The 18,051-nt window shown below is 67.3% G+C and carries 13 protein-coding genes; 10 read left to right on the top strand and 3 right to left on the bottom strand.

The features are described 5' to 3' along the window. Positions 1-30: 30 nt before the first annotated feature. Positions 31-804, bottom strand: coding sequence for a glucose 1-dehydrogenase (locus AC731_RS08890; RefSeq protein WP_048705334.1), 774 nt, complete (start codon positions 802-804; stop codon positions 31-33). Positions 805-850: 46 nt separating this feature from the next. Beyond that, positions 851-1,828: a flavin reductase gene (locus AC731_RS08885; RefSeq protein ID WP_048705331.1), complete on the bottom strand. Its 978-nt coding sequence runs from the start codon at positions 1,826-1,828 to the stop codon at positions 851-853. Between the two features lie 205 nt (positions 1,829-2,033). Between AC731_RS08885 and AC731_RS08880 the strand changes: the two genes are divergently transcribed. From AC731_RS08880 to AC731_RS19540, 6 genes are all read left to right on the top strand, one after another. Further along, positions 2,034-3,470, top strand: coding sequence for an aldehyde dehydrogenase family protein (locus AC731_RS08880; protein ID WP_048705328.1), 1,437 nt, complete (start codon positions 2,034-2,036; stop codon positions 3,468-3,470). A gap of 299 nt (positions 3,471-3,769) precedes the next feature. Further along, positions 3,770-4,687: a sulfotransferase family protein gene (locus tag AC731_RS08875; protein WP_335338865.1), complete on the top strand. Its 918-nt coding sequence runs from the start codon at positions 3,770-3,772 to the stop codon at positions 4,685-4,687. Positions 4,688-4,719: 32 nt separating this feature from the next. Then, positions 4,720-5,787: a radical SAM protein gene (locus tag AC731_RS08870; protein ID WP_156480674.1), complete on the top strand. Its 1,068-nt coding sequence runs from the start codon at positions 4,720-4,722 to the stop codon at positions 5,785-5,787. Between the two features lie 17 nt (positions 5,788-5,804). Beyond that, the gene (locus tag AC731_RS08865) at positions 5,805-6,320 is read left to right on the top strand and encodes a hypothetical protein (RefSeq protein WP_048705322.1); all 516 of its coding nucleotides are present in this window, start codon (positions 5,805-5,807) and stop codon (positions 6,318-6,320) included. Between the two features lie 98 nt (positions 6,321-6,418). Next, a complete protein-coding gene (locus AC731_RS08860) occupies positions 6,419-9,862 on the top strand; it encodes an autotransporter outer membrane beta-barrel domain-containing protein (RefSeq protein ID WP_048705320.1) in 3,444 nt (1,147 codons plus the stop codon). A gap of 77 nt (positions 9,863-9,939) precedes the next feature. Continuing rightward, positions 9,940-10,764 (top strand): dienelactone hydrolase family protein, encoded by an 825-nt coding sequence (locus AC731_RS19540; protein ID WP_082794282.1) that lies wholly within the window; start codon positions 9,940-9,942, stop codon positions 10,762-10,764. Between the two features lie 201 nt (positions 10,765-10,965). Here the strand turns inward: AC731_RS19540 and AC731_RS08850 are convergent, their stop codons facing one another. After that, on the bottom strand, positions 10,966-12,474 hold the full coding sequence (locus tag AC731_RS08850; protein ID WP_048709912.1) for an FAD-dependent oxidoreductase: 1,509 nt from the start codon (positions 12,472-12,474) through the stop codon (positions 10,966-10,968). 192 nt (positions 12,475-12,666) lie between these two features. Between AC731_RS08850 and AC731_RS08845 the strand changes: the two genes are divergently transcribed. Genes AC731_RS08845 through AC731_RS08830 form a run of 4 tightly spaced genes read left to right on the top strand, consistent with a single transcriptional unit; the run spans position 12,667 to position 18,044 of the window. After that, positions 12,667-14,370, top strand: a complete 1,704-nt coding sequence (locus AC731_RS08845; protein WP_237266632.1) for an FAD-binding protein — start codon at positions 12,667-12,669, stop codon at positions 14,368-14,370. A 23-nt stretch (positions 14,371-14,393) separates the two neighbouring features. After that, positions 14,394-15,155, top strand: coding sequence for an SDR family oxidoreductase (locus AC731_RS08840; RefSeq protein WP_048705312.1), 762 nt, complete (start codon positions 14,394-14,396; stop codon positions 15,153-15,155). A gap of 26 nt (positions 15,156-15,181) precedes the next feature. Next, complete coding sequence (locus AC731_RS08835; protein ID WP_048705310.1) at positions 15,182-16,771, top strand: FadD3 family acyl-CoA ligase; 1,590 nt, start codon at positions 15,182-15,184, stop codon at positions 16,769-16,771. Positions 16,772-16,817: 46 nt separating this feature from the next. Continuing rightward, a complete protein-coding gene (locus AC731_RS08830; protein ID WP_048705308.1) occupies positions 16,818-18,044 on the top strand; it encodes an NADH:flavin oxidoreductase in 1,227 nt (408 codons plus the stop codon). The last annotated feature ends 7 nt before the right edge of the window (positions 18,045-18,051 follow it).

Genomic DNA, 18,051 nt, shown 5'->3' with positions numbered 1-18,051 from the left:
ATGAAGGAGGGCCGTGTGTCCGGGGCGGGCTCAGCCCGGCCAGACGCTCGACTCGGCGCCGCCGTCGACCTCGATGATCTTGCCGGTGACCCAGGCGGAGGCCGGGGTCGCGAGGTAGAGCGCGGCGGCCGCGATGTCCTGGACTTCGCCCAGCCGCTTCAGTGGCGTGTTCTTGATCATGCCCTCGCGCATGTTGGCGGGCAGGGCACGGTCGAGCGCGGCGGTCATGATCGGTCCCGGCGCGATCGCATTGACGCGCACGTCGGGGGCGAAGTCCTGCGCCAGCAGGCGGGTGAGCTGGCTCAGCCCGGCCTTGGCGGTGCCGTAGGCGCTGAAATAGGGTTGTGCGTAGCGAGCGGCGCCCGAGGTGATGTTGACCACGTTGCCGCCGCCAGCCGCGCGCATGTGCGGCACGCACAGGCGGGTCAGCTCGTAGGCCGAGCTGACGTTGAAGCGGAACACCCCCTCGAACTTCTCCGCCGACATCTTCAGCGGGTCGTTGGGCCCCGAACCACCGGCGTTGTTCACCAGATGGGTGATACGACCGAATTCGTTCATTGCGGCCTCGACCACGCTGGCCAGTTGCGGCAGGTCGGTGACGTCGCATTGAACAGCCAGGGCACGGCGGCCGAGGGCGCGGACCTCGTTCGCAACCGCCTCGACGTCGGCCAGCGTGCGTGCAGCACACACGACGTCGGCGCCGGCTTCGGCGTAGCTCAGGGCGATGGCACGGCCGATGCCGCGGCCTCCGCCGGTGACGATGGCGACCTGGTTGTCGAGGCGGAAACGGTCGATGAGAGGCATGGGATGTCCTTTTCGATTAAGCGTTCGGGGTGTCGTCAGCGGGCGCTCAGCGTGGCGACCAGAGGTCGGGCATGCCCGGGTCGCTGCTGGCGATCAGGCGCTTGAGCAGCAGTTTCAGGGCCATCGCGTCGCCTGCGCCGAGCTTGGCCGCGATGTCTTCCTCGACGGCCTTTGCCAGCGCGATCTGGCGCAGCGAGGCCTCGCGGCCGTCGGCCGTCAGGACGTAACGCTCTTCGCCGTCGTGGGTTTCGAGCGCGACCAGGCGCTGCGATTCCAGCGAAGCCATCGACTCGTCCGTGGCCAGCATGCCGGTGTATGCAATGAAGGCGTTCAGTTCGTTCAGCGTCAGGCGGTCGCGGATCGACAGCACCGACAGGACGAAGAACGAGCGCTCGTCCAGGGCCTGTGTGTTCAGCAACTGGCGCAGGGCGAACAGCATCTGGTAGTGCGCGCGCCCCAGCAGGTAGCCGAGCAGGTCCTCGGTGTAGCTGCACTCGGGCGGCGGCGTCGCCCCGAGGCGGACTTCCTCGCGTGGCTTGCGCGCGGCCAGCGCGTACTGGCCGCTCTGGAAGACGAGCGGCGGCAGATCGCTGTGGTCGTAGGCGAGCACCTCGCCGACGAAGATGACGTGATCGCCGCCGTCGTAGCTGAAGGCAGTGCGGCACTGGAAGCGTGCCGTGCAGTCCTTCAGCAGCGGTGCCTTACTGATGCCGTCGTCCAGCTCGAGTCCCGCGAACTTGTCTTCCCCCTGGCGGGCGAAGCGGCCCGAAAGCGGCTCCTGGTCGGCCGACAGCACGTGCACGTTCCAGTGCTTCGCGCTCGAGAAGGCCTGCAGGCTGCGGGCATTCTTCGCCAGACTCCAAAGGACCAGGGGCGGATTGAGGGAGACGGAGTTGAAGCTGTTGGCGGTGATGCCGATCGCTTCGCCATCCGGGGTGCGGGTCGTGATGATGGTGACCCCGGTGGTGAAGGTGCCGAGCGCGGCGCGGAATGCCTGGGGGTCGAAACCCTTGTGCGTCGTCATGTCGTGTCTCGCAAGACGGGAGAGAAGATGGCGCCGAGTATGGAATTCGCCCCTGACAGGGTCATCGTCCCAACGGACTAGCGTTTTTTGCCGGCGCGGCCTGGGGCGATCGTCCGATCGGACTACGCGGCTTCGGGGTTCGCGGGTTAAGTTCGCAGCGTGCGCAACTGCGTCAAATCCCGCCTCTCAACCCGGAGCGATTGCCGTGACGAAAGAGATCATCACTACCGCCGCAGGCCTGGTCGGCCTGCTCCAGCAACAACGCAGCGCGTTCGATGCCGCTGGCGCCGTCAGTGCCGCGGAGCGCAAGCGCCGCATCCAGACGGCGATCGACCTGCTGGTGAAGTACCACAAGCCCCTGGTCGAGGCCATGGACGCGGACTTCGGCGGCCGTCCCAAGGGCTATTCGCTGATGAACGATGTGCTCGGTTCGCTGACCTCGCTGAAGTATGCCCGCGATCATTTCGAGCCCTGGATGGCGAGCGAACCGCGCACGCCGTTCCCGCCCTATGACCAACTGGGCGCCCAGGCCTGGGTGATGTACCAGCCCAAGGGCACGGTGGGCATCATCGGCACCTGGAACGCGCCGCTGTTCACCCTGTTCAGTCCGCTCGCCAGTGTGCTCGCTGCCGGCAACCGCGCCATCCTCAAGCCTTCCGAGGTGGTGCCGCGCACGGCCCAGGTCGTGGCCGAGGCGGTCGTCGACATGTTCGATCCGCTCGAGGTCGGCGTCGTCACCGGCGGCCCTGACGTGGGCGAGATCTTCACCGCTCAGCCCTTCGATCACATCGTGTTCACCGGCAGCACCCAGGTCGGCAAGGCGGTCATGCGCAACGCCGCCCAGAACCTCGTGCCGGTGACGCTGGAGCTGGGCGGCAAGTCGCCGACCATCGTTGCCCGAAGCGCCGATCTCCCGACCGCGGCCTTCCGCATCGCCGCCGCGAAGGCGAGCAACGGCGGGCAGCTGTGCGTAAATCCGGACGTCGTCTATGTGGCCCGCGAGCAGCTCGAGGATTTCGTCGCCGCGCTCAAGCGCAGCTTCGGCGAACTGTTCCCGAGTGTGGCGGGGAACCCGGACATGGTCGCGGTGGTGAACGAGCGCCACGTGGCCCGGGTCGACGCCTATGTCAGCGATGCGGCCCGTGCCGGCGCCCGGGTGGACTGCGCGCCGGCGCCGCTGGCGGCCGATGCGGCTGGGCGCCGCCGCCCGCTCGCCATCGTCATCGATCCGCCGTCGAGCGCGATGATCATGCAGGAAGAGATCTTCGGTCCCGCGGTCGTCGTGAAGCCTTACGACGCGATCGACGCGGTCATCGCCGACATCAACAGCCGTCCGCGTCCGCTGGCGCTGTACTACTTCGGCGAGGACGAGGGCGAGCAGAAGCGCGTGCTCGAGCACACGCTGTCGGGTGGCGTCACGATCAACGAGGCGATGTTCCACGCCGCGATGGAAGACGCGCCCTTCGGCGGCGTGGGCGCCTCCGGCATGGGGCACTACCACGGTCGCGAGGGCTTTCTCGAATTCAGCCATGCGCGCACGGTGTTCAAGGCGCCGGCCTACGATCCGCGCCGCGAGTGGGGTCTGCTGCCGCCGTACTCCGATCAGTTCCTGGCGATGATGGAGGCGCAGGTGACCCGCTGAGTGCGGGTGAGTTCTCCGGCGTTTGCTCAAAGAACGTGGTGGGGTGGGCATCTCCCGGGGGCGTATCCGCTTGGGTGTTTCCATGGTGGCAAAGGCCGACACGAGCCTCCAAGGGCTGCGCGCTTGCTCCGGCAGGCGCGCGCTCGCCGAGATGGGGCGTCACTGGGCCGCCTCGGTTTACGACCTCGTGTGGGCGGCAAAGTCGATTCGTCATATGAATTGATCACATATCGAGTATTTAAAATGTGTAGAGAAATCGGCTGCGACAGCATCGCGTCGAACACTTTTGGTTACACTGCGTGGGCTGTACCCGACATGGGCAATCGGCTGCACCTGTAAGGGTCAGGCGGCGGAGCGCAGGTGTCGGTGCCACCCATCCGAACAACCATTGCATTTCGCCTGTCGTGTCTGCAATCCATTTCATATCGGGTCTGCCTCGCTCCGGCTCCACTCTGCTCGCTGCGCTCCTGCGCCAGAATCCCCGTGTTCACGCCGGCATGAGCGGGCCCGTGGGTGGCATGCTCAGTGTCCTGCAACAAGAAATGAGCGCGCGCAACGAGTACGCGGTATTCCTCAGCGACGCTCAGCGCGAGCGCATCCTGCGCGGCGTTTTCGAGCACTACTACGGCCCGGAATACGAGGCCGCAGTGATCTTCGACACCAACCGCGTGTGGTGCGCGCGCATGTCGCTGCTGCGCACGCTGTTTCCGCAGGGCAAGGTGATCGCCTGCGTGCGCGACCTGCCCTGGATCATCGACAGCGTCGAGCGCCTGATCCAGCGCAACGCCTTGTCACCGTCGTCGATCTTCAACTACCAGACCAGCGGCACCGTGTATTCCCGGGCGGAAGGCATCGCCAACGGTGAGGGCTTGGTGGGCTACGCGTACAACGCGCTGAAGGAAGCCTTCTTCGGTGATTACGCGGCCAACCTGATGCTGGTCCAGTACGACACCCTGGTGGCGAAGCCGCAGCTTGTCCTCGATGCGATCTACGACTTCATCGGCGAACCTGCCTTCCGCCACGATTTCGATAACGTCCGCTTCGAGGCTGACGAGTTCGACGCCCGCACTGGCACGCCGGGGCTGCATGCGGTGCGGCAGCGCGTGGTGGCCACACCGCGGACCAGTGTGCTGCCACCGGATATCTTCCAGCGTTTCCAGAACGACGCTTTCTGGCGTAATCCGGCACTGAACACCCGCAAGGTGCGGATCGTATGACGCGTTGCGGTGATGTCCTGGTGAGTGGGGTGGTGCGATCATCCTTGGTGGAGGCGCCCTCTACCGCCGATCTCGCGTTCTGGCGGGCATTGCGCGAACGCGCCTTGCCGCTGAGGCCAAGTCAGTACGACCTGACCTCCCGCTGCAATCTGCGCTGCGAAGGCTGTCTCTACTTTTCCGGTAACGATTACCTCGGCCATGTCGATGCCGACGAGGGGGGCGGGGTCGAGCGCTTCTTCGCCGCAGAGGCGGCGCGGGGCGTGCGCTACGGCTATTTCAGCGGGGCCGAACCGTCGTTGGTGCAGCACAAGCTGGTGATTGCCGCCCGCCATCTGCCCTATGGCGTGGTCTTCACCAACGGGATCCAGCGGATTTCCGCCGAAGTGCCGTACCGCATTCATGTGTCGGTGTGGGGAGGGGCGGCCACGGACAAGGCGCTGCGCGGTGCCGACGTCCAGCAGAAGCAGGTGCGCAACTACCGCGGCGACCCGCGCGCGGTCTTCGTGATGACGCTCAATGCGCGCAACATCGACGAGATCGGCGAGGTCGCGGCGATGTGTGCGGACAACGACCTCGCGCTGACCTTCAACCACTACAGCCCCACCGCCCGCTACAGCCGCTTCATACAGGGCGAAGGCCCGGGTGACCGCTACCACGCGATCAGCTCCGCGGCCGACAACCTGGTGCTGCAGCCGGTGCATCTCGCCCGCGCACACGACGCGATCGCGCGGCTGATGGACGACGCCACCTGCAAGGTCGTCTACAGCCATGAATACAACGCGCTCATCCACGACCCGGCCGGCCTGTACCCGGAACTGTTGCCCGGTTCCGACGTGGCGGCCGATTGCGCCGTGCGGCTGACCAACGCGCTACGCCACTACAACACCGATTTCAGCGCCAGCAGCGAAAAGTGCTGCACGCCCAACGTCGATTGCCGTTCATGCCGGCTCTACGCCCAGAGCTATGCCACCGTGTTGGCGCGCGCGACCCGTTCGCTGCGCCGGCCGCAGGAGCTGGCGCGGGCGATCCGCATGTGGCGGGTGTGGTGCGCGCTCTTCCTCAACGACGACGGTCTCGCCGCCGTCGCTTCTGCCCCATGACCGGAGCTCCGTCCCACATGCCTTTCAGCGATTCCGCCCGCAGGCTGCGCACGTTTCGCGGTTACTCCATCGTCTGGCTGTTCGGCGGCGGGAACACGGCCGAAACGCGTGCCGCGCTCGCCCGCTTCTGGGCCGACCACGGCGCCATCGGAACCCCGTTCGCCGCCTGGCGGCGCACCTTCGAGGTGGGCGCGGTGGCGCTCGACGTGCACGGCGAAATTGCCGGCGTGTCGTCGTTCTACCCGGACATCCTGCCCGCCGACGGCCGGCCCTACTGGTTCTACCGCACCTTCGTGCGGCCCGACAGCCGCATCGTGGGCCTGGCGCTGCAGTTGTTCGACTGCACCTTTGCGACCCTGGCCGCTGATTACGGCGGGGAGCCGGGCTCGCCGGAAGGCGTGGTCGCGACCATGGAAAACCCGAAGCTCGACACGCCTGCCGGGCTGCGCGTGATCCGCCAGAGCGGCCTGGCCCTGCTCGGCACCGATGCCCACGGCCGCAGCGTGTGGCGCCGCCGTTTCGACGATGCCTGAGCGCCCGCACGCCTGAATTCCCCAAAGCAGATTAAGCCCTGCCTACAAGCCGGGCAGCACACAACAGCGACGCAACAAGAAAACCAAAGGAGTTTAAGTTGAACAAGCTTGCCTACCGCCTCGTCCGCAATCGCCGTTCCGGCATCCTTCAGGCCGTGCCCGAATCGGCGCACGTCTGCGCCGGCGGCTCGCCCGCATCGCGCCCGGTGTTCGCCGGTATCGCCCGACCGGCCGCCAGTCCGCTGCTGAAGCCGGTGTGCCGGGCACTGTCGCTGGGCCTGCTGGCGCTGGTCGCCCAGGCGGCCACGGCGGCGACCTACACTGTGGTGAACGATAACGACAGCGGCGCCGGTTCGCTGCGCCAGGCGATCACCGATGCCAACGCCGATGCGGGCAGCACGATCGAATTGAGCGGCTCGCTCGACCTGACACCGTCCAGCCCGCTGCCCACCCTTACCGGGACCACGACGATCACCAACGCTGGCACGGCCGTGGTTGCCGGGCAGTCGATCAGTGCAGGCAGCAGCAACCTGACGCTGTCGGGCGCCGGTAGTTGGGCACTGGGCAACGGCGCTGCCGGCGCGGCGGGATCAGACGGTGGATCGGGTGGAATAGGGGGCGCGGGGGGGGCGGGCGTTACTGGCATTACAGGCACCGGCTTCACCCTGACCAACGCCACGAACGTGACTGGCGGGCGTGGCGGCGACGGCGGTCGAGGCGGTAATGCCACCAGCTCAAAGTACGGCGGATATGGTGGTGACGGCGGAGCGGGTGCTGCTGCGGTGGCCGGGGCGGGTTTCACCTTGATCAATAGTGGAAGTCTGGCCGGCGGCAATGGCGGCGCCGGTGGTGTCGCCGGTATCGGTACCTGGGGGCCGGGCTATTATTCGGGTGCGGCGGGGGCGGGTGGTGCCGGGGTCATTTCCACCGGCAATTCGACCATTACCAACAGCGGCGTCATCAGCGGCGGGCTGCACGGGAATGGCGTAACGCGGGCCAATGCGGTGTCGCTTTCGGGCGGCGGCAACGAACTGGTGATCCTGTCCGGCGGCACCTTCACCGGCAACGTCGTCAGCACCAGTGGCAGCACCAACGGCGGCGACACGCTCACGCTGGGCGGGGGCACCAACGGCAGCTTCGACGCCTCCAAGATCGGCAATTCCGCACAGTTCAAAGGCTTCCAGAATTTCACCAAGACCGGGACCAGCACCTGGGCCTTGGTCAATACCACTACCGCGGCGACGCCGTGGATCGTCAAACAGGGCACGCTCAGCATCGCCGCCGACAGCGCGCTCGGTGCGGCCGGGAGCGCGCTCACCCTGGACGGGGGCACGCTGCTGACGACCGCGGACCTCACCAGTTCCCGTGCGATCTCGGTGGGCGCCAGCGGTGGCTCCATCGACAACGGGGGGCACTCCGACGTCTTCTCCGGCGCTTTCACCGGTAGCGGCCATCTGACGTTCAGCGGCGCCGGCACGACCGTTGTCACCGGTACCAGCCATAGCGGTGCCACCACCATCGACAGCGCCACCACGCTGCAGATCGGCAACGGCGGCACCAGCGGCGCACTGGGCAGCGGTGCGGTGACCAACAACGGCACGCTCGCCTTCAATCGTTCGGACGCCATCACCGTTGCCAACGCCATTGGCGGCAGCGGTGCGGTGGTCGCCACTGGAACCGGCGTGGTGACGCTGACCGGTGCCAACACCTATGGCGGTGGTACCACCATCGACAGCGGCGCGGCGCTGCAGGTCGGCAACGGCGGCACCAGCGGTGCACTGGGTGGTGGCGTGGTGAGCAACAACGGCACGCTCACCTTCAATCGCTCGGATGTCATCACCGTTGCCAATGCGATCAGCGGCAGCGGCAGCGTGATGGTCGCTGGTGGGACGGTGATGATGACGGCAAACAATACCTACACCGGCGCTACTAACGTAAATGGTGGCGCTTTGAACCTGGCGGATGGTGCCGGTCTGGCCGGTGCGGTTGCAGTATTGTCGGGGGGCAGCCTCGGCGTGGGTTCCGTCGCTATCGGTGGCAATCTCAGCAATGCCGGCACCTTGTCCGTTGCGGCCGGCAAGACGCTGATGGTGGGCGGTAACCTTTCCTCCACCGATACCCTGAGCGTCGCAGTGGGCAGCATGAGTAGCTACGGCAAGATAGACGCTGCAGGCACAGCCATACTCGGTGGTCGTCTCACCGTCGATGCAGCGTCGGCGGTCGGTCTCACCAATGGCACGCTCTCCTCGGTGATACACGCCGACGGTGGAGTAAGCGGCAGCTTCAGCTCGGTGTCGGACAACAGTGTGCTCTTCGATTTTGGGGTGAGCTATGGCGCCAACGATGTGAGCCTGATCGTGACCACGGTCGGTGGCGGCGGAGATACCGGTGGTGGAGATACCGGCGGTGGAGATACCGGTGGCGGAGGCGGAGCCACGATCGTCGGTAGCGTGAACGCGTTCGGTAATTCACCCGCGCTGGGCGCCGCTCACGTGCTTGACAACGTGCTGGCCACCAACCCGACAGGCCCATTGGCCCTGTTGTTCGTGCCGCTGACGACCCAGCAGGACGTTGCGGTTGCGGCTAGCCAGACGTTGCCGCTGCTCAGTGGTGGGACCACCAAGGCGGCGCAAAACGTCATGGGGGATATCGGCCGGGTGCTGCAGTCGCGCATCGACAGCCGGCGCGGCCTCTCTTCCGGCGACGAATTTCTCGGCGACGAGCACCTCTGGCTCAAGCCCTTCGGCTCCTGGGCAGACCAGAAGGACCGCCGCGAGGTAACGGGCTACGAGGCTCGGACCTATGGCGTGGCGCTGGGGGTCGATGGCGAACTGTCGTCGGCGCTGCGCGTCGGCGCAGCCTTTGCGTACGCCAAGGGCGACGTTGACGGCAATTCGAGCGCTACGCCGCAAAGTGCCGAGATCGACGTTTTCCAGCTCACCGGTTACGGCAGCTACAGCCTCGACGAGCGCACGGAGATCGACTTCTTGGCCGGTATTGGCCGCAACCGCAACGAGGGGCGTCGCAAGATCACCTTTGCCGCGCGTGTGGCCGAGGCCGATTTCACCAGCGACACCGCCTACCTCGGCCTCGGCATCGGACGTCGTTACGCGCTCGGCGCCCAAACCAGCCTGACGCCGTCGGTCCGCGTCGATTACAGCTGGATCAAGGACGACGCCTACACCGAAAAGGGTGCAGGGGTGCTGAACCTCGATGTGGACAGCCGTAGTACCGAGGCGCTGGTGATCAGCGTGGATGGCAAGCTCGAGCATCGCCTCAGCGAGCGTGCGTCCTTGCTCGCCAACCTGGGCGTCGGCTATGACACGATCAACGAACGGGCAACTGTCACCGCCGCGTTCGTCGGTGCGCCGGGAGCGGCCTTCGTCACCCGTGGCCTCGAGCTTGAGCCGTGGCTCGTGCGTGGCGGCCTTGGCGCCGTGTTCAGGACCGGAGGGGTCGAGATCACAGGTCGCTACGATGCCGAGTACCGCGAGAGCTTCATCAACCAGACCGCGTCGGTGAAGGCACGCTGGACGTTCTGATCCTTCATGCTCGTGCAACAGGGAGCCGGGGCTTGCCCCGGCTCCCTGTTTTTCCGGCCTGGGGACGAGGGGGGCAAATGAGATTGATCGCGTCGATCTGTTGCTTGCTGCTTGCCGCCTGCGCAGCGATCCCGTCGCCGGCTGCGCGACGCGACCATGCAGATGCGCTGGCCGCGGCGAAAGGCTGGGTGGCGGCTGTGTTGCCTGCAGGCGATTTCGATCTGGTCGCTTATCTACCTCCACTACCCGTTGCCGCCGATGAGTTGACGGTCTACCTAGAAGGCGACGGTCTGGCCTGGATCTCAAGCTCGCAGCTTTCCGACGATCCGAGCCCGCGCGATCCCCTTGCCTTGCGGCTGGCGCTGTCCCAGCCGGATGGCGCGGCGGCCTATCTTGCGCGCCCCTGCCAGTACGGCGCTCCTGCAATAAGGGGCTGCGCCAGTCGCTACTGGGCCGAAGCCCGTTTCGCGCCTGAAGTGGTTGCGGCGACCAGTGCCGCGATTGATGCGCTGAAAACACGCTTCCGCGCGAGGCGGCTGGTCCTGGTCGGCTATTCCGGCGGCGGCGGGCTGGCGGCGCTGGTGGCGGCACGACGCGATGATGTCAATGAACTGGTAACAGTGGCTGGGAATCTCGACCACGCGGCGTGGGCGATGCTGCATCGGTTGGAGCCGCTGGCGGCCTCGCTCAATCCTGCCGATGGAGTGGGCCGACTGGTCGACGTACCCCAACTCCACCTGGTCGGCGAGGACGACCGCAACATTACCCCAGCGCTGGTTAACGCCTTTGCCGATCGATTCCCCGCCGCCGTGCGACCTCGTGTGGATGTGGTGCCGGGGTTCGATCATCGCTGCTGTTGGGCGACGCATTGGCCTGCGCTTTGGCTGAGGCGCGCGGATTAGCCCGGGCGTTCGGAGCAGCCTTGTTCTTCGCCCGTCGCCAGAGCAAGTGACCGGTCGAGGCCACCAGCGGGCGATCGACGCTGTTGCTTGCTCTGGCGGCCTCTCAGGGCATCAAGGGGCACGGTTCCCTGGTTCCCGGCCTGGGAGTAGGGTAGAGCGCTCGGGTAATGCGCGGGTGCATCGGCGAGCGGCCCGGATCCCTCAGGTGTCCTGGCGGGTGGCGACGGCCAGTCCGGCCTGGCGGCCGAAGAAGGTCGAATCGCCCAGCGACATGCCCGAACTGTAGCCTTCGCCCCAGCGTGGCAGGCCGCAGGCGCTGCGGCCGGCCGCGAAGAGCCCGGCGATCGGCTGGCCGTCGGCGTCGAGCACTTCGCCGCTCGGCCGGGTGTGCAGGCCGCCCATGGTGAAGGCGTGGGCCTTCAGGTCGCCGACGCAGTAGCTGAGTGCCGCGAAAGGGGCCGTGGTGAGCGGGCGCAGCCAGTTCGATGCCTTGTGGAACAGCGGGTCCTGGCCTTCGGCGGCATGGCGGTTGAACTCGGTCACGGTGCGCACCAGGCTGCCGGCGGGCAGGTCCAGCTCGCGTTCCACTTCCTCCCAGGTCTCGCCGACCGCGGCGACTTCGATGTCGGGCTGGATCACCGGGCGACCGAAGATCTCGTTGTCCACCAGCAGCCAGGCCTTGCCCTCCGGCTGGCGCAGCACGTAATGGCCGACCCGGCCGTGGTAGGCGTCCTCGTTGATGAAGCGTTCGCCGCGCTTGTTGACGAAAATGCCCTTGACCAGCGATTCGGGCGGGAAGAAGGGGATGGTGGCGAAGAACTGGTCCATGTGGATGGTGGCGCCGCCCACGCTCATGCCCATGCGGATGCCCGAGCCGTCATCGTTGCCGCCGGACACCACCTCGCTGCAGGCGAGCGCGGCCGGCGCGAAGCGCTCGACCATCTCGCGGTTAACGATGAAACCGCCCGCGCACAGGATCACGCCCTTGCGCGTTCGCACGTACCGTGTCTCGCCTTCGATGCGCACCACCACGCCGACCACCGCGCGCGCGCGGTCTACGATCAGGCACAGGGCGCGACTGCTGCAGTGGACCACTGCGCCCAGGGCCTCGGCCCGCGCGCACAGCTTTTCCATCAGGATCTTGCCGCCGCCCCAGCCCTTGAACTGCGCGGTATGGCCCCGTGGTGCCGGCTTCGCCTTCGCGCTGAACGGCCAGGCGGCCTCGCTGCCCGACCACAGCAGGGTGTCGTCGGTGGTCGGTTCGATCCACTTGCCCGGCAGGTAGGTGCCCTTGAACGGCACGCCCTGCGCCTCGAGCCAGTCGAAGTGGGCCGCGGCGCCCTCGGCATAGACGCGTACGCGCTCGGCGTCGGCGCCGGGGCCGCCGGCCATCATCAGGTAGGTGTAGAGATCCTCGGTGCTGTCCTCGAAACCGTGGGCCTTCTGCACCCGGGTGCCGCCGCTGCCGCCGACATAGACCTCGCCGCCCGACCACGAGGCGCTGCCGCCGGGCGCGGCCGCGACCTCGAACACATGCACGTCGGCGCCGGCCGCGCGCGCTTCGATGGCGGCACAGCTACCGGCGGCGCCGAAGCCGATCACTGCCACGTCGGTCTCGATGTCCCACTGCGGCACGTCCTCGACGGGGCAGGGGTGTCCGGGGCTGTAGGTGGGGGTGGCGTGGGAGGAGGGGGCTGTGTTCATGCTCATGTGGGCTTCCTTGTCGTGTGTGTCTGCGTGCACGATGATCCCGGCAAGGCTGCGGCGGTGCATCCTCCGATTGAACGATTCTTTCCTGCGGGCGGCTGACGTTCGTCGTCTAGTCCGCATTGACGATGATCCCCGCCCGCCATGCCGCCACCATCGCTCACATTCCAACAAGATCAGGGGTGGAGCGTGAGCGTGCAAGATCAGTCTCGGACGGAGTGGGACGTCATCGTCGTCGGCTCGGGAGCAGGTGCGATGACCTCGGCCGTGGTCGCTGCCGATCAGGGCCTTTCGGTCCTCGTCGTCGAGAAGAGCGAAAAGTTCGGCGGTACCTCGGCGATCTCCGGGGGCGGCATCTGGATCCCCAACAACCACTACTTTGCGGCCAAGGGCGGCAAGGACAGCTACGACAAGGCGCTGCAGTACATCCTCGCCGCCGGCGGCGGCAAGGCCGACGAGACCAAGGTGCGCGCCTATCTCGACCATGCGCCCGAGATGATCAAGTACCTGGAGGAAAAATCCCGGGTGCGCTACGCGGTGGCCGAGAAGTACCCCGATTACTACCAGCACCTGCCGGGCGCGCTGCCCGGCGGGCGCTCGCTCGACCCCGAGCTGTTCGACACCAGCACGCTCGGCGACGAGCTGGAGAACCTGCGCCGGCCTTCGCCCTCGACGCTGCTGATGGGGCGCATCGCGTGGACCGCGCGCGACGCCCACGTCGCCATGGCACGCGAGCGCGGCTGGCGGCTGAAGGTGCTCGGCCTGATGCTGCGCTACAAGTTCGACTTCAAGTGGCGCAAGAAGAGCAAGTTCGACCGCCGCGCCGGCCTCGGCAGCTCGCTGGTGTGCGCGCTGCGCGCCTCGCTGCTGGACCGCAAGGTGCCGTTGTGGCTGAAGACGGATTTCCGCGAGCTGGTGCTCGATGGCGACCGGGTCATCGGTGTCCGTGTGGTGCGCGAAGGTCGCGCGCTGACGCTGACGGCGCGCCGTGGCGTGATCCTCGGCGCCGGCGGCTTCGAGCAGAACCAGGCGCTGCGCGAGAAGTACCTGCCGCAGCCGACGAAGACCGCCTGGAGCGCCACGCCGCCGGGCAACAACACCGGCGCCGCGCTGGAGGCGGGCATGGCTGCCGGCGCCGCCACCGACCTGCTCGAATGGGCATGGTGGGCGCCGACCATTGCCGTGGTCGGCGAGGACAAGCCGCGCGGCGTGTTTGCCGAGCGGGCCTTCCCCGGCGCGATCGTGGTCAACAGCCTGGGTAAGCGCTTCTGCAACGAAGCTCAGGGCTATCTCGAGTTCGGCGACGCGATGTACAAGGACCGCGACGCCACCGGCGGCAAGAACGTGCCGGCGTGGTGCATCTTCGATGCCCACTTCCGCTTCAACTATGCGATGGGCCCGCTGATGCCGGCGCAGATCATGCCCGACAGCCGCCTGCGCAAGGAGTGGCTCGGCAGCGTGTACTGGAAGGCCGACACGCTCGATGAGCTGGCACGCCAGATCGACGTCGACCCGGCCGGACTGCGCGAGACCGTGGCGAAGATGAACGCCTATGCCAGTAGCGGCAAGGACGCCGATTTCGGCCGCGGCGACAGCGTGTTCGACCGCTACTACGGCGACGTCAACGTCAAGCCCAACCCCTGCCTCGCGCCGGTCCAGAAAGGGCCGTTCTACGCGATGCGCATGGATGCGGGCGACATCGGCACCAAGGGCGGTCTGCTCACCGATGCGCAGGCCCGCGTGGTGCGCGCCGACGGCACGCCGATCGAGGGGCTCTACGCCATCGGCAACACCTCGGCCTCGGTGATGGGCACCGCCTATCCCGGCGCCGGCGCCACCATCGGGCCGGCGATGACCTTCGGCTACATCGCGGCACACCACATCGCAGCCAACGCTTGACCGTAATTCAGGAGACATTGCACATGGCAGGACGAATCGAAGGCAAGGTGGCGCTCGTCACCGGGGGTGCGAGCGGCGTCGGGCGCGCGACGGTGGAATGCTTCGTCCGCGAGGGCGCACAGGTCGTGTTCACCGACCTCAACGTCGATGCGGGCGAATCGCTGGCCGCCGGTCTTGACGGCAAGGCCGTCTTCATCCGCCAGGACGCCGCCTCGGCCGCCGACTGGGACGCAGTGATGGCGACGGTGCGCGAGCGCTTTGGCCGCCTCGACATCCTGGTGAACAACGCCGGCATCCTGGTCAAGGGCTCGATCGAGGACGCCACGCTGGACGACTGGCAGCGCCTCATGCGGATCAACGCCGACAGCGTCTTCCTCGGCTGCAAGGCCGGCGTGGCGCTGATGAAGGAGGGCGGTGGCGGCTCGATCATCAACATGTCCTCGATCGCCGGCATCGCCGCCAAGGAAGACTACGCCGCCTACGGCGCCTCCAAGGCCGCCATCGCCGGGCTCACGCGCGCAGTCGCCGCACACTGCCGCAAGGCCAAGTACCGCATCCGCTGCAACTCCATCCACCCCGACGGCATCATGACGCCGATGACCGCGGGCTCGTACCCCAAGGGCATCGACCCGACGCGCTTCACCATCGACGCCGACCCGATGAACCGCGCCTGTCTGCCCGAGGACGTGGCCGCCGCGATCCTGTTCCTGGCCGACGACGCCTCGCGCGCGGTCAACGGCATCGAGCTGCGCGTCGACAGCGGCCAGTTTGTCATGAGCATCTGAGCGGCCGCATTATCACCGGAAACATCATGACCGCACATTTCGTACCGCCGTTTGCGCGCACGCTGCCGGCACTCGTCCTCGAAGCCGCGCAACGCCATGGCGAGCGCACCTTCATCGAGGACGGCGACACCCGCATCGACTACGCCAGCCTGCCCGCGCGCGTGTTCGCCGTCAGCCGCGCGCTGATCGCCCACGGCATCGCACCGGGCGACCGGGTCGCGATCTGGGCGCCCAACGGCGCCGAATGGATCATCGCCGCACTCGGCATCCACTGCGCGGGTGCGGCGATGGTGCCGATCAACACCCGCATGAAGGGCGCCGAGGCCGCGGACATCATCGGGCGCAGCCGCGCCCGCATCCTCTTCGTGATCGACCGCTTCCTCGACATCGACTACCCGGCGATGCTTTCCGACTGTCGCCCCGAGACGCTGGAGCGGGTGGTGGCGATCGGCCAGGCCGGCGCCCATGCCGACACCGACTGGGCAGGCTTCCTCGCCGGCGGGGCGGGCGTGAGCGAGGCGCAGGCGCGCGTGCGCGCGCAGGCGGTGCAGCCCGACGACATGTCGGACCTGATGTTCACCTCCGGCACCACCGGTCGCCCCAAGGGGGTCGTCAGCGCCCACCGCCAGATCATCCAGGCCTTCAGCGAATACGTGCAGATCGCCGGCATCCGCGCCGGTGACCGCTACCTGATCGTCAATCCCTTCTTCCACACCTTCGGCTACAAGGCCGGCTGGGTCACTTGCCTGATCGCCGGCGCCACCGTGCTGCCGCACCCCGTGTTCGATGCCGAAGCGGTGTTCCGCCGCATCGAGGCCGACCGCATCAGCGTGCTGCCCGGACCGCCCACGCTCTACCTGTCGATGCTCGCGCATCCGAAGCTGGCGCAGACCGACCTGTCCAGCCTGCGCGTCGCCGTGACCGGCGCCTCCACCATTCCGCCGGTGCTGATCGAGCGCATGCGCCGCGAACTCGGCTTTGAGGTCGTGCTGACGGCCTACGGCCTCACCGAATGCGGCGGGCTCGCCACCATCTGCGCGGCCGACGACGACGCCGAAACCGTGGCGCTGACCAGCGGCCACGCCATCCCGGGCACCGAAGTGCGCATCGTCGATGCCGACAATCGTCCCTTGTCCGCGGGCGAGGCCGGAGAGATCTGCCTGCGCGGCTTCCACGTCATGCAGGGTTACTTCGAGGACGCCAAGGCCACAGCCGAGACCATCGACGCCGAAGGCTGGCTGCACACCGGCGACGTCGGCACGCTGGATGAGCGCGGCTACCTGCGCATCACCGACCGCCTCAAGGACATGTTCATCGTCGGCGGCTTCAACTGCTACCCGGCCGAGATCGAAGCCGCGCTCACCACCCATCCGGCGATCGCACAGGTGGCGGTCATCGGTGTGCCCGACGAGCGCATGGGCGAGGTCGGCTGCGCCTGCGTGGTGCTGCGGCCCGGCGAGACGCTGGACGAGGCCGGGCTCATCGCCTGGTCGCGCGAGCGCATGGCCAACTACAAGGTGCCGCGCTTCGTGCGCTTCTTCGACGCGCTGCCGGTCAATGCGTCGAACAAGGTCGCCAAGAACGAACTGCGGACCAAGGTGCGTGTTCCTGCGTGAGCGTGCGCCGTCACCGGCCCATGCCGCCCAATCCAGCGAGGCATCCATGAACGAGACAAGCAAGCTGTTCGCCCCCTTCAAGCTGGGGCCCGTCACCCTGCGCAACCGCTTCATCCGTGCCGGCGCCAACGAGGGCATGGTGTGGCAGGGGGCGCCGACCAAGGCCCTGGTCAAGCATCACCGCGACATGGCCGCCGGCGGCGTCGGCCTCACCACCGTCGCCTACGGCGCGGTCGCCAAGGTCGGCCGTACCCTGCCCAACCAGGTGTGGATGCGCCCCGAGATCCTGCCTGATCTCCGGGCACTGGCCGACGCGGTCCATGCGGAAGGCGGGGCGATCTCCTACCAGCTCACCCACGGCGGCTCCTTCGTCACCTCGATCAAGGTCGACGGGCCGACGATGAGCGCCTCGGGCGGCCTCAACAAGGCCGGACTGATGCGCGGCAACCTTTTCCAGCGCGAGATGACCCGCGCCGACATGGATCTCGTCGTCCAGCAGTTCGTCGACGCGGCCGAGCTGTGCCGCCAGGCCGGCTTCGACGCGGTCGAGATCCACATGGGGCACGGCTACCTGCTCAACCAGTTCATCTCGCCGCTCTCGAACAAGCGCAAGGACGCGTACGGTGGCAGCGCCGAGAATCGCGCACGCTTCCCGGTCGAGGTGCTGCGCCGGGTGAAGGAAAAGGTCGGCCAACAGATGGCGGTGCTGGCCAAGATCAACGTCGCCGACGGCGTGCCGGGCGGGGCGACGGTCGAGGATGCCATCGTCACCGCGCGCCTGCTGCAGCAGGCCGGCGCCGATCTGCTGGTGCTGTCCGGCGGGCGCAACATCGAATCGGGCTGGTTCATGTTCGGCAGCAACTTCAACATGGACGAGATGAAGAAGGTGCTCAAGGGCAGCTGGATGACCGGGCTGATGATGAAGCTGTCGCAGTTCGGCACGCCGAAGGTGAGCTTCCGCGAGATGTACTTCCTCGAGTACTCGCGCAGGATCCGGGCCGCGGTCGATGTGCCGCTGGGCTACCTGGGCGGCGCGCGTTCGCTGGACAACGCCAACCAGGCCATGGCCGAGGGTTTCGACGCGGTCGTGATGGCACGGCCGCTGATCCACGACCCGCAGCTGGTCAACAAATTCCAGCGTGGCGAGGCCCGCGCATCGGGTTGCATCAACTGCAACCGCTGCGTGCCCTACATCTATCACCCGGCCGGGACCATGTGCGTGCTGAACGCACCGAACGATCCGGCGCTGAACCGGGTGCGTGCGGCGGGCTGACGAGGGC

Source organism: Thauera humireducens, from assembly GCF_001051995.2.
GTDB classification, from domain to species: domain Bacteria; phylum Pseudomonadota; class Gammaproteobacteria; order Burkholderiales; family Rhodocyclaceae; genus Thauera; species Thauera humireducens.
Note: the sequence above shows the minus strand (reverse complement) of the source record. Positions and strands in the feature narration are given on the sequence as shown.

Coding starts and splice junctions, on each gene's coding strand:
- AC731_RS08890 (WP_048705334.1), bottom strand. CDS start 804: ATGCCTCTCATCGACCGTTTCCGCCTCGACAACCAGGTCGCCATCGTC.
- AC731_RS08885 (WP_048705331.1), bottom strand. CDS start 1,828: ATGACGACGCACAAGGGTTTCGACCCCCAGGCATTCCGCGCCGCGCTC.
- AC731_RS08865 (WP_048705322.1), top strand. CDS start 5,805: ATGCCTTTCAGCGATTCCGCCCGCAGGCTGCGCACGTTTCGCGGTTAC.
- AC731_RS19540 (WP_082794282.1), top strand. CDS start 9,940: ATGAGATTGATCGCGTCGATCTGTTGCTTGCTGCTTGCCGCCTGCGCA.
- AC731_RS08850 (WP_048709912.1), bottom strand. CDS start 12,474: ATGAGCATGAACACAGCCCCCTCCTCCCACGCCACCCCCACCTACAGC.
- AC731_RS08840 (WP_048705312.1), top strand. CDS start 14,394: ATGGCAGGACGAATCGAAGGCAAGGTGGCGCTCGTCACCGGGGGTGCG.
- AC731_RS08835 (WP_048705310.1), top strand. CDS start 15,182: ATGACCGCACATTTCGTACCGCCGTTTGCGCGCACGCTGCCGGCACTC.
- AC731_RS08830 (WP_048705308.1), top strand. CDS start 16,818: ATGAACGAGACAAGCAAGCTGTTCGCCCCCTTCAAGCTGGGGCCCGTC.